This is a genomic window from Streptomyces sp. NPDC034086, assembly GCF_055575515.1.
On the sequence record NZ_JBVISM010000013.1, the window covers coordinates 66,540 to 79,199 of the forward strand.

The following is a 12,660-nucleotide window of genomic DNA, read 5'->3' on the forward strand; positions in this document are numbered from 1 at the left end:
CCCGCCCGGCCGCGCCGGTCCGGCTACCGCCCTCCGGCGCGGGTGTTGCGCGGCCCCACCGGCTGCCACGGAGCCAGGTGCGCGTCCGTGTCGTCCGCCGACGAGGTGACGTACAGCCGCGCGTCGAGGCCGACCACGGCCAGGCTGACCAGGTTCTTCCCCGTCATCGTGCTGGACGGCGCCCCCACGAACATCAGCGGCGAGCGCTGCCACGCCCCGCTCGGCCCGACGTCCGAGCCCAGCTGGCCGCCCGCAGAGCGGCCCGCCAGCACGTGCCCGCTCGCCGTCACCGGCCCGAAGCCCTGGAGCCCGCCCAGGTCGGTCAGGCCGTGCACCCGCAGCCCGTCCCCGGCCGTCACCAGCGCGGAGCGCACGTTGCCCGAGCCCGGCTTGCGGAACAGCAGCCGCACCCCGCCCCCGCGCCCCTGCGCCGTCAGCGGCAGGGTGGTCTCCGGCAGCCCGGTGGGGGTGGCCGGGCCCAGCGGGGCGCCGGGTTCCGGCTGCGCCCAGCCCGTCACCGTCTTCGTCGTGGCGGCGAAGACCATCCGCCGCCCGGCCCCGTCGGTCGCGGTGGCCGGAGTGCCGTGCAGCCCGGAGCCGCCGAGCCCCTCCCACGGGCCCCACTCCCCGTCGGGACGCTGGACGCGGCCGCGCAGGGTGGAGGCGCCGTCGCGCACGTACACGGCGAGCGCCCCGGTGCCGTCGACGGACACGGCGGGCGCGCTGATGTCGGAGGTCCACGCGTCGTCGGCGGTCTCCGGGGTGCCGAGCGACTGCCAGGGGCCGAACTCCTCGGAGCCGGGGGCCCGCTGGACCGCGTACACGACCTCGCGCAGGTAGTCGGCGGGCTTGTCGCCGATGGAGGTGCGGGTGCCGAAGGCGGCTATCCGGCCGTCCCCCAGGGTGACGGTGGAGATGCCCGGGTCCATGCCGGTGCCGGGGAGCAGGCGCGGTCCGCTCCAGCTGCCGATCAGGCCGGTGCGGTGCCAGACGGCGACCTGGCCGTCGAGCACCTTGAAGGCCCACAGGCCGTGCTCGCCGTCGGAGGTGAGCCACGAGGTGCTGGTGCCGCGCGCGTAGTTGACGGTCTGCGTCCAGCGGTTGCCCGAGGGGCGGTCGGCGACCTTGAGGTCGCCGCAGCCGGCTTCGCTGCCGCAGTGGTTCTCCCGGTCGAGCCAGGCGTAGGTGTCCAGGATGTCCAGCTTCTCCTTCGCCTCGCCGGGGTCGAGGGTGCTGGGGAGGGAGCCGTTGAAGTAGCCGATGTAGTTCTGCACCGCGAAGTGCGGGCGGTCCTTGACCTCCCGCGCGTAGGCGGCGGTGGCCAGCTGCACGAAGCGGGCGCCGTAGAAGTGGTCCTGGTGGTCCGTGTACCGCTTCGTGTCCTGGAACCGGCCGGGCGTCGGGTCCTGGACGCGGATGGTGGTGGGCCGGTACCGCTCCAGGATGCCGGCTATGGACTCGACCACCTGGTCCTTGGTGTACGTGAACCCGTGCTTGACCGGGGAGCCGGACGCGAGCACCGACTCCAGGTGCGGGACCTTGCCGTCCCACAGGCCGTGGAGGCTGTCGGGGACGTCCGCGTAGACGTTGCCGGCCTCGCGCAGCTGCAGCCAGACGAGGTTGATCTCGGGCTTGGCGACGAGGACGTCGACCTCGGCGTACCCGCCGCCCTTGGTCGGGACCACCGTCCGCTTCCAGGCGCTGCTGCGGTCGCCGGTGGCCATCTTGGCGTAGGCGGCGCGGATGCCGTTCTGGCGGGCCTCGGCGTAGGCGGGCTTGTCGGGCGGGGTGGAGGCCTGCTTGGCGGCGCCCGCGTTGATGCCGTCGGCCTCGCCGGAGGTGAGGTAGACGGAGGTGACGGGGTGGCCGGCGGCTATGGAGTACCGCAGGTCCGGGTTCATGAAGTACAGGTCGTCATCGGGGTGGGCGACGATCTGGAGGACGCGGCCGGGGTCGGGGGCGTCCACGGCGGTGGCGGTGGTGGCCCGGGAATCGGCGGTGACGGGCGCGTCGAGGGCGGCGAGGGCCTCGTTGCCGCGGAGCACGAGCATACTGCCCGCGGCGGTGGCGGCGACCAGCCCGACGGCCTTGACGATCTTCCGCGCGACCGGATGCCGGGCGGCCGCGCCGTGGTCCTCCCGGGTACCGCGCGCGCCGCCCGCCGCCGCGCCGGGCCCGCCGGAGACGGCGCCGGGCCCGCCGGAGACGGCCTCGCCCCCGCCCGGGACGGCCTCGGCCCCGCGCGCGGCCCCGGTGCCGCCACCCGTGCCGGCCCCGGCGCGGCTCCCCGCCGGTGCCGCGGAGGTGCCGCGCTGCCGGGGGACCCGTACAGCAGGGGTCGAGGACGGCTCGGGCGCGTGCGAGGAGGGCGGGGTCGCGGCGGAGCCGGCGGGTCCGTCGGACATGGGGGCTCCTCGCGGCCGGTCGGGTGGGGACCGGGCCCCCGGGCACATAGATCTAACAAGTAAGCAGATAATCCGATAATCCGCCTCATGATATCGGCCACGGTGCCCGGTGAGTCGAACGCCTGCTCCGGCTAGGCTCGCTCCCAGGCCGGCCACACCCCATCGGCAGCGACACACTCGGGAGGCGGCGGGATGACAGTCCCGGGACGCAGGAGCAGCACCTTCATCAGGCTGCTGCGCAGCGGGTTCACCGACCCCACGCACGCCGCCCGGCTCCTCGACGCCGACGCGCTGGCCGCCGTACGCGCCGACCCGGTCCTCCTCGACGCCCTCGGCGCCACCGCCGACCCCGACCTCGCCCTGCACGGGCTGGTGCGCCTCGCCGAGGCCCAGACCCCCGAGGAGCTGCCCCTGCTCCTCGACACCCTCGTCAGCGCCAAACCCCTGCGCGACCGCCTCCTCGGCGTGCTCGGCTCCTCCGAAGCCCTGGCCGACCACCTCGCCCGCCACCCCCGCGACTGGCAGGCCCTCGTCACCTACGAGGCCGCCGACCTGCACCCCGGCCTCGCCGAGTTCGAGCAGGGCCTCGCCGACGCCCACGACCCCGTCGCCCTGCGCGTCGCCTACCGCCGCTGCCTGCTGTCCATCGCCGCCCGCGACGTCTGCGGCACCACCGACGTCGCCCAGACCGCCGCCGAACTCGCCGACCTCGCCACCGCCACCCTCCGCGCGGCCCTGCGCATGGTGACCGCCGCCGCCCCCGAGGACGCCGTCCAGTGCCGGCTCGCGGTGATCGCCATGGGCAAGTGCGGCGGCAACGAACTCAACTACGTCTCCGACGTCGACGTGATCTTCGTCGGGGAGGCCGCCAACGGCGCGGACGAGCACAAGGCGCTCCAGGCCGCCACCCGCCTCGCCTCCCACCTCATGCGGATCTGCTCCGAGACCACCGTCGAGGGCACCATCTGGCCCGTCGACGCCAACCTGCGCCCCGAGGGCCGCAACGGCCCCCTCGTCCGCACCCTCTCCTCCCACCTCGCCTACTACCAGCGCTGGGCCAAGACCTGGGAGTTCCAGGCCCTCCTCAAGGCCCGAGCCGTCGCCGGCGACCCCGACCTCGGGGCCCAGTACGTCGCCGCCATAACCCCCCTCGTCTGGCAGGCCGCCGAACGCGAGAACTTCGTCGCCGACGTCCAGAAGATGCGCCGCCGCGTCGTCGACAACATCCCCGCCGCCCAGGTCGACCGCGAACTCAAACTCGGCCCCGGCGGTCTGCGCGACGTCGAGTTCGCCGTCCAGCTGCTCCAGCTCGTCCACGGCCGCAGCGACGCCACCCTCCACTCCGGCACCACCCTCGACGCCCTGCACGCCCTCGCCGCCGGCGGCTACGTCGGCCGCGCCGACGCCGCCCAGCTCCACGACGCGTACCGCTTCCTGCGCGCCATGGAGCACCGCATCCAGCTCTACCGGCTGCGCCGCACCCACCTCGTCCCCGAGGACGAGGCCGACCTGCGCCGCCTCGGCCGCTCCATGGGCCTGCGCACCGAACCCGTCGCCGAGCTCAACAAGGCCTGGCGCCGGCACGCCTCCGTCGTGCGCCGCCTGCACGAGAAGCTCTTCTACCGGCCCCTGCTCGACGCCGTCGCCCAGCTCGCCCCGGGCGAGGCACGGCTCTCCCCGCGCGCCGCCGGCCAGCGCCTCGAGGCCCTCGGCTACGCCGACCCGGCCTCCGCCCTGCGCCACCTGGAGGCCCTCGCCTCCGGCGTCAGCCGCAAGGCCGCCATCCAGCGCACCCTGCTGCCGGTCCTCCTCGGCTGGTTCGCCGACTCCGCCGACCCGGACGCCGGACTCCTCGGCTTCCGCAAGGTCTCCGACGCCCTCGGCAAGACCCCCTGGTACCTGCGCCTGCTGCGCGACGAGGGCGCCGCCGCCGAGAACCTCGCCCGCGTGCTCTCCGCCGGGCGCCTCGCCCCCGACCTCCTCATGCGCGCCCCCGAGGCCGTCGCCCTGCTCGGCGACCCCGAAGGCCTTCAGCCCCGTACGCACGAAGCCCTCGAGCAGGAGGTGCTCGCCGCCGTCGGCCGCGCCGACAGCGCGGAGGCCGCCGTCGCCGCCGCCCGGGGCGTCCGCCGCCGCGAGCTGTTCCGCACCGCCGCCGCCGACATCATCGCCTCCTACGGCACCGAGGACAGCCCCGCCGAGAAGGACTGCGGCGCCCTCGTCGACCGGGTCGGCGACGCCGTCTCCGACCTCACCGCCGCCACCATCGCCGGAGCCCTGCGCGCCGCCGTGCGCGAGCAGTGGGGCGACACCCTCCCCACCCGCTTCGCCGTCATCGGCGTCGGCCGCTTCGGCGGGCACGAACTGGGCTACGGCTCCGACGCCGACGTGCTCTTCGTCCACGAACCCCGCGAGGGCGTCGACGAGCAGGAAGCCGCCAAGGCCGCCCAGACCGTCATCGCCGAGATGCGCAGGCTGCTCCAGCTGCCCACCGCCGACCCGCCGCTGCTCATCGACGCCGACCTGCGCCCCGAGGGCCGCTCCGGACCCCTCGTACGCACCCTCACCTCCTACGCCGCCTACTACCGGCGCTGGTCCCTGACCTGGGAGAGCCAGGCCCTGCTGCGCGCCGAGCCCGTCGCCGGGGACGTCGACCTGGGCCGCCGCTTCATCGAGCTGATCGACCCGCTGCGCTACCCCGTCGAAGGCCTCGGCGAGGACGCGGTCCGCGAGATCCGCCGCCTCAAGGCGCGCATGGAGTCCGAACGCCTGCCGCGGGGCGCCGACCCCACCCTGCACACCAAGCTCGGCCGCGGCGGGCTCAGCGACGTCGAGTGGACCGTCCAGCTGCTCCAGATGCGGCACGCCTGGGCAGAACCCGGCCTGCGCACCACCCGCACCCGCCACGCCCTGGCCGCCGCCCACGCCGCCGGGCTGCTCCCCACCGAGGAGGCCCAGATCCTCGACGACGCCTGGGTCCTGGCCACCCGCGTCCGCAACGCCGTGATGCTGGTCCGCGGCCGCGCCGGGGACACCTTCCCCTCGGACGCCCGCGAACTGGCCGCCGTCGGCCGCTACCTGGGCTACCCGGAGGGCAGGGTCGGCGAGGTCCTGGACGACTACCGCCGCACCACCCGCCGGGCCCGCGCGGTGGTGGACGACCTGTTCTACGGCGCGTGACCGCACCCCCGACGGCCCCCCGCCGCCCGGCCGAGGAGAGACACAAGGAGGGACAGCCCCCGTGCCCGCCGCCGACACCGTCCTCACCGGAGCCCGCGTCCGCACCCTCGACCCCCGCCGCCCCCGCGCCGGCGCCGTGGCCGTGCGCGGCGGCGAGATCGTGGCCGTCGGGGAGGAGGCCGACGTACGCGACTGGCGCGGCCCCGGCACCCGGGTCCTCGACCTGGGCGGAGCCACCCTCACCCCCGGCCTCACCGACGCCCACAGCCACCCCGTCTGGGGCGCCGAGGCAGTCACCGGGACCGACCTCTCGGCCGTCCGGGACCTCGACCGGCTACGGGCCGTCCTGCGCACCGCCGACCGCACCGGCGGCTGGGTCCTGGGCTTCGGGCTCGACCACAACGCCTTCGGCGGCCGCCCCGTCGACCGGGACCTCGTCGAGGACGTCCTCGGCGGGACCCCTGCCTACCTCGGCTTCTACGACGGCCACTCCGCCCTCGCCACCGGCCCGGCCCTGGCCGCCGCCGGCATCACCGGCCCGCGCGCCTTCGACCACCGCTCCGAGATCGTCTGCGATGGCGACGGCCGCCCCACCGGGCACCTCGTCGAGCACGCCGCGATGTCCCTGGTCGGTGCGCTCACCCCCCGGCCCCGCCCCGCGGAGCGCCGCTCCCGCCTGCTCGCCGTGCTCGACGCCATGGCCGCCACCGGACTCACCGGCGCCCACGTCATGGACCTCGGCGACGGAGGCGTCCCGGCCCTGCTCTCCACCGTCGAGTACCAGACGGACCTGCCCCTGCGGCTGCGGCTGTCACCCTGGTGCATGCCCGGCGCCGACGCCGCCGCCCTGGACGGGCTGATCGGCCTCCAGGGCGTCCACGGACGCGACTGGCGGATCGGCGGCGTCAAGTTCTTCATGGACGGCACCGTCGAGGGCGGCACTGCCTGGCTGGAGCACGCCGACTGCCACGGCCGTGGCACCGCGGCCTTCTGGCCCGACCCGCACGCGTACGGCCGGGCCGTACGGGTCCTCGACGCGGCCGGGGTCCGCACCGCCACCCACGCCGTCGGTGACGCGGCCGTCCGGCACGTGCTGGACACCATCGCGGCCCTCGGCGCACCCGCCCGCATGCGGCACCGGATCGAGCACGTCGAGACCGTCCCCGACGACCAGCTGACACGGTTCGCCGAGCTCGGGGTGATCGCCTCCATGCAGCCCCCGCACACGGCCCGCACCCGCGCCGACCGCACCGACGAGTGGTCCAGGCGGCTCGGGGACGAACGCGCCGGCCGCGCCTGGCGCTGCCGGGACCTGCGCGACGCGGGCGCCGTCCTGGCCCTCGGCTCGGACTGGCCCGTCGCCCACCACGACGCCCGCCAGGTCCTCGCCACCGCCCAGCGCCCCCGCGGCGCGGCATCCGGCGGCCGCTCCCTGACCGGGCTGATGGCACTGGAGGGCATGACCTCCCACGCGGCCCTCGCTGCCGGGGAGCAGGCCGTCGCGGGCCGGATCGCCCCGGGCTGCCGCGCGGACCTGACGGCCTTCGCCCTCGACCCGGTCACCGCCGCCCCCGACGAGTTCGCGGAGGCACCCGTACGCCTGACCGTGTCCGGCGGCCGGATCACCCACAACGGGCTCTAGGGGCGACGCGGGTCAGGCAAGATCCGGAAGAGACGGCCTACGCCCGGCGGAAGCGGTTCAGCAGCTCCGACGCCGGGTGCGGACCGGTGTGCAGCGGCCGGCGCGGCAGCCGGTGCGGCAGCGTCCCGTACCAGGCGCGGGAGACGGAGTACCCGAAGGCCAGGCACAGCATGCCGCCGACGGCGTCGAGCCAGAAGTGGTTGGCGGTGGCCACGATCACGACGAGGGTCACCGCGGGGTACAGCAGGCCCAGGATCCGCGCCCACGGCGCGGAGGCCACCGCGAAGATCGTCAGGCCGCACCAGAGCGACCACCCTATGTGCATGGAGGGCATCGCCGCGTACTGGTTCGACATGTTCTTCAGGTTCCCCGACGCCATGGAACCCCAGGTGTGGTGCACGAGCACGGTGTCGACGAAGGTCTCCCCGTTCATCAGCCGCGGCGGCGCGAGCGGGTAGAGGTAGTAACCGACCAGGGCGACGCCGGTGGTGGCGAAGAGGACGAGGCGGGTGGCGGCGTAACGCCCGGGATGGAACCGGTAGATCCACACCAGGACGCCGATCGTCACGACGAAGTGCAGCGTGGCGTAGTAGTAGTTCATGCCGACGATCAGCCACGTCACCGAGTTCACGGCGTGGTTGACGGACCGCTCCACGGCGATGCCGAGCCCGTGTTCCACGGACCAGATCCAGTCGGCGTTCGCGAGCGCGGCCGCCTTCTGCTCGGGCACCGCGTTGCGGATCAGCGAGTACGTCCAGTAGCTGACGGCGATCAGCAGGACCTCGAACCAGATCCGCGGCCGTCGCGGGACCCGCAGCCGGTCCAGCAGCGAGCGCTCCGGCGCCGGACGGGTCTCCTGCTCCGTCACGTGGGGTGACGAGACGTCCGTCCGGGTTTCCAGTGTCTTCACGCTCGCTTCACCCATGGGCAGAGAGTCTGCCAGATGCCTTCCCGCCTCCGATCATCCCTCGGGACGGTCTTCGACGCCTCTCCTCCGCCCTGCGGACTACCCCGCACCCCTTACGGGCTGCGCCGCTGCCCCGGCCCCGAGGCGGTGGAGCCGCGGACCACCAGCTCGGGCAGGAACACGAACTCGCTGTGCGGGGCCGGCGTACCGCCGATCTCCTCCAGCAGGGTCCGCACCGCGGCCTGCCCCATGGCCTGCACCGGCTGCCGGATGGTGGTCAGCGGCGGATCGGTGAACGCTATGAGCGGGGAGTCGTCGAAGCCGACCACCGACACGTCCTGCGGCACCCGCAGCCCCTGCTGCCGGGCGGCCCGGATCGCGCCGAGCGCCATCATGTCGCTCGCGCACACCACCGCCGTGCAGCCCCGCCCGATGAGGGCGGCCGCGGCGGCCTGGCCGCCTTCCAGGCTGTAGAGGGAGTGCTGGACCAGCTCCTGCGCCTCCGCCTCGGTCAGCCCGAGGCGCTCCCGCATCGCGCTCACGAAGCCCTCGATCTTGCGGAGGACCGGCACGAACCGCTTGGGGCCGACCGCGAGGCCGATCCGGGTGTGCCCCAGCGCCGTCAGGTGGGTCACGGCGAGCTGCATCGCGGCCCGGTCGTCGGGGGAGACGAAGGGGGCCCGCACCTTGTCGGAGAAACCGTTGATGAGGACGTACGGGACGCCCTGGCCGCGGAGTTGGTCGTAGCGGCCCATGTCGGCGGTGGTGTCGGCGTGCAGTCCCGAGACGAAGATGATCCCGGAGACCCCGCGGTCCACCAGCATCTCGGTCAGTTCGTCCTCGGTGGAGCCGCCGGGCGTCTGCGTCGCCAGCACCGGCGTGTATCCCTGCCGGGTCAGCGCCTGGCCGATGACCTGCGCCAGGGCGGGGAAGATGGGGTTGTCCAGCTCGGGGGTTATGAGCCCGACGAGGCCCGCGCTGCGCTGGCGCAGCCGTACGGGCCGCTCGTAGCCGAGCACGTCGAGCGCGGCCAGCACGGACTCGCGGGTGCCCGCGGCCACACCGGGCTTGCCGTTGAGCACGCGGCTGACTGTGGCTTCGCTGACCCCCGCCTGGGCTGCGATGTCGGCTAGCCGTGCGGTCACGGGATTGGACTGTACCGGTAGCCGGCTCACATCGCCCACCACGTGCAGGAATCGGGGGGAAGACGGACCGTGCGCCCGTCGGTCTCCACCGGGGCGCTGGAGAGCACCGGCCGGCCGGGGGAGGGCAGCTCCACCGGCTCGGGCCGGGTGTTGAGGGTGCAGGCGAAGCCGGGGCGGGTGAAGAGGAGGACCCCGTCGGGCGCGGGCCGCCAGCGCATGCCCCGCGCGAAGACCGCGGGCCCCGCCCCCGCCCCGGGCCACTCCTCGCGGCACCCGCCCTGGCCCGACTCCGGCGCGCCCAGGCCCGGCATGGCCCGGCGCAGTTCCAGCGCGGCGCGGTACAGCTCCAGCGTGGAGTGCGGGTCGCCGGTCTGGGCGGCGACGGTCAGGCCCGCCCAGTCGGCGGGCTGCGGGAGCCAGCTGCCGCCGGGGCCGAAGCCGTACGGGGGCTCGTCGCCGGACCAGGGGAGCGGGACGCGGCACCCGTCGCGCAGCCCGTCCTGCCCCTCCGCCTCGGCCACGGCCTCCGTCTCCACCACCGCCACCGTCTCCGCCACGGCCACCGCCGCCGCCGTCCCGGCCGCCGCCGCCGCCGTCCCGGCTCCGGCCCCGGGTGCCGTCCCCGCCCCGGCCGCCGCCGTCCCCGTCCCCGTGCGGGCCGCGGCCACCGCGGTCCGCCGCCGGCCGCGACGGAACGCCGGGTCCTGGCGGGCCCCGTCCGGGAGGTCGGTCACCTCCGGCAGGCCGAGCTCCTCGCCCTGGTAGACGTACGCCGACCCGGGCAGCGCCAGCATCAGCAGTGCCGCCGCCCGCGCCCGGGCCAGGCCGCGCGCCCCGCCCCCGTAGCGGGTGACGTGCCGTACGACGTCGTGGTTGGACAGCACCCAGGTCGTCGGGGCGCCCACCGAGGCGGTGGCGGCCAGGGACTCGTCGATGACGGTCCGCATCGCCACCGGGTCCCAGGGGCAGTTCAGGAACCTGAAGTTGAAGGCCTGGTGCAGTTCGTCGGGCCGTACGTACAGCGCGAGCCGCTCCGAGGTCGGCGCCCACGCCTCCGCGACCGCGATGCGCCGGCCCTCGTACGAGTCCAGCAGGCGCCGCCAGGAGCGGTGGATCTCGTGGACCCCGTCCTGGTCGAAGAAGGGCAGCGGTTCGGAGCCGATCAGCGTGGCCTGCGCGCCGCGGCCGATGTCGGGCAGGCCCGGGGCCTTGACCATGCCGTGGGCGACGTCCACGCGGAAGCCGTCGACGCCCAGGTCGAGCCAGAAGCGCAGGACGGAGGCGAACTCCTGCGCGACCTCCGGGTGCTCCCAGTCCAGGTCGGGCTGCTCGGGCGCGAAGAGGTGCAGGTACCAGTCGCCGTCCGGGACGCGGGTCCAGGCCGGGCCGCCGAAGACGGACTCCCAGTCGTTCGGCGGCAGCGACCCGTCCGCGCCGCGCCCCGGCCGGAACAGGTACCGCTCACGGGCGCCGGGGACCCCCGCGAGGGCGTCCCGGAACCAGGGGTGCGCCTCGGAGGTGTGGTTCGGCACCACGTCCACGATCACCCGCAGGCCCAGCGCGTGGGCGGCCCGGACGAGCTCGTCGGCGTCGGCGAGGTCGCCGAAGAGGGGGTCGACGGCCCGGTAGTCGGCGACGTCGTAGCCGCCGTCCGCCTGCGGGGAGACGTAGAAGGGGGTCAGCCACACGGCGTCCACCCCGAGCCGGGCCAGGTGGGGGAGCCGCTCCCGCACCCCGCGGAGGTCCCCGACGCCGTCGCCGTCGCTGTCTGCGAAGGACCGGACGTACACCTGGTAGATGACGGCATCGCGCCACCAGCCGCCGGTCACGGTCGGGTCGCTGGAAGCTCTTGCAAGCGGGACGGCCGTCAACTCGTGGTTCATACCGGAGTCAACGCGCGTACACACCCCGTGGTTGCGGGCCCGTGGGAGAGAAGAGCACACGATCCACCAGCAAGCGTCGGCAACCGTAGGGACACACGGATGTAACGATCGCCTCCGCTTGCAGAAAATTGCCGCAAGGTCTTTCCGTCGGCTTTCAGGCTTGTTACGTTCCTGGCAACTCGGGACCGCGAGGGCGCGGCCGGGATCATCGAAGGAGTTCATATGCGGCGTGGCATAGCGGCCACCGCGCTGGTCGCGACCCTGGCGCTCGCGGCGACGGCTTGCGGCGGTGACACCAAGGGCGACGGTGGCGAGACCAAGGCCGGCGGTGAGCTGTCCGGCACCGTCACCTGGTGGGACACCTCGAACGACGCCGAGAAGGCGAGCTTCCAGAAGATCGCCGAGGCCTTCACCGCGAAGCACCCGAAGGTGACGGTCAAGTACGTCAACGTCCCTTACGGTGACGCCCAGAACAAGGTCAAGAACGCCTTCAGCAGCGGCGCCGACGCGCCCGACGTGATCCGCGCCGACGTCGGCTGGGTCGCCGACTTCGCCTCGCTCGGCTACCTCGACGAGGTCCCGGCCGAGACCGCGAAGAAGATCGACGCGGAGTTCCTGCCGCAGGCCGCGGCCAGCGGCAAGTTCGAGGGCAAGACCTACGCCGTCCCGCAGGTCATCGACAGCCTCGGCCTCTTCTACAACAAGAAGATGCTCGCCGACGCCGGCGTCCAGCCGCCCAAGACGCTGGAGGAGCTGAAGACCGCCGCCACCGCCATCAAGGCCAAGACCGGCAAGACCGGCCTCTACCTGCGCGGCGACGACTCCTACTGGTTCCTGCCGTTCATCTACGGCGAGGGCGGCGACCTCGTCGACGCCAAGACCAAGACGGTCACCGTCGACAACGCGGCCGGCGTCAAGGGCTTCAAGGCCGCCCGCGACCTGATCACCTCCGGCGCGGCGGTCACCAACGCCACGGACGGCTGGACCAACATGCAGACCGCCTTCAAGTCCGGGGAGGTGGCGATGATGATCAACGGTCCCTGGGCCGTCGCGGACAGCTACGCGGGCGACCAGTTCAAGGACAAGTCCAACCTCGGCGTCGCCCCCGTCCCGGCCGGCTCCGCCAAGGCCGGTGCCCCGCAGGGCGGCCACGACCTCGCCGTGTACGCCGGCTCCAAGAACACCGCCGCCGCGCACGCCTTCGTCGAGTACATGACCTCCCAGGAGGTCCAGGTCAAGTCCGCCAAGGACCTGAGCCTGCTGCCGACGCGCACCGCCGCCTACGAGCAGCCGGACGTCAAGAGCAGCGAGATGGTCCAGTTCTTCAAGCCGGCCGTCGACAAGGCCGTCGAGCGGGCCTGGATCCCCGAGAACGGCTCCCTCTTCGAGCCGCTGAAGGTCGAGTACACCAAGGCCGTCACCGGCGCCTCGACCCCCGAGGACGCGGCCAAGGCGGCCGGCGCCGAGTTCCGCAAGATCCTCAAGGGCTGGAAGTAGT

The 12,660-nt window shown here is 74.2% G+C and carries 7 protein-coding genes; 3 read left to right on the forward strand and 4 right to left on the reverse strand.

The annotated features are described in order from the left end of the window. Nucleotides 1-23: 23 nt before the first annotated feature. A complete protein-coding gene (locus ACZ514_RS25420; RefSeq protein ID WP_469125753.1) occupies nucleotides 24-2,405 on the reverse strand; it encodes a PIG-L family deacetylase in 2,382 nt (793 codons plus the stop codon). 192 nt (nucleotides 2,406-2,597) lie between these two features. Between ACZ514_RS25420 and ACZ514_RS25425 the strand changes: the two genes are divergently transcribed. Next, nucleotides 2,598-5,585, forward strand: a complete 2,988-nt coding sequence (locus ACZ514_RS25425) for a bifunctional [glutamine synthetase] adenylyltransferase/[glutamine synthetase]-adenylyl-L-tyrosine phosphorylase (protein WP_469125754.1) — start codon at nucleotides 2,598-2,600, stop codon at nucleotides 5,583-5,585. Nucleotides 5,586-5,646: 61 nt separating this feature from the next. Beyond that, nucleotides 5,647-7,227, forward strand: a complete 1,581-nt coding sequence (locus tag ACZ514_RS25430; RefSeq protein ID WP_469125755.1) for an amidohydrolase — start codon at nucleotides 5,647-5,649, stop codon at nucleotides 7,225-7,227. A gap of 37 nt (nucleotides 7,228-7,264) precedes the next feature. Here the strand turns inward: ACZ514_RS25430 and ACZ514_RS25435 are convergent, their stop codons facing one another. From ACZ514_RS25435 to ACZ514_RS25445, 3 genes are all read right to left on the reverse strand, one after another. After that, nucleotides 7,265-8,152 carry a phosphatase PAP2 family protein gene (locus ACZ514_RS25435; protein ID WP_468174903.1) on the reverse strand — a complete coding sequence of 296 codons (888 nt, stop codon included), beginning with the start codon at nucleotides 8,150-8,152 and terminating at the stop codon, nucleotides 7,265-7,267. A gap of 95 nt (nucleotides 8,153-8,247) precedes the next feature. Then, nucleotides 8,248-9,279: a LacI family DNA-binding transcriptional regulator gene (locus tag ACZ514_RS25440; protein WP_468174906.1), complete on the reverse strand. Its 1,032-nt coding sequence runs from the start codon at nucleotides 9,277-9,279 to the stop codon at nucleotides 8,248-8,250. Nucleotides 9,280-9,305: 26 nt separating this feature from the next. Further along, nucleotides 9,306-11,162, reverse strand: a complete 1,857-nt coding sequence (locus ACZ514_RS25445; RefSeq protein ID WP_469125756.1) for a glycoside hydrolase family 13 protein — start codon at nucleotides 11,160-11,162, stop codon at nucleotides 9,306-9,308. A gap of 222 nt (nucleotides 11,163-11,384) precedes the next feature. On the opposite strand from ACZ514_RS25445, the gene ACZ514_RS25450 reads away from it, so the two are divergent. Further along, the gene (locus ACZ514_RS25450) at nucleotides 11,385-12,659 is read left to right on the forward strand and encodes an extracellular solute-binding protein (RefSeq protein ID WP_469125757.1); all 1,275 of its coding nucleotides are present in this window, start codon (nucleotides 11,385-11,387) and stop codon (nucleotides 12,657-12,659) included. Nucleotide 12,660 lies beyond the last annotated feature (1 nt).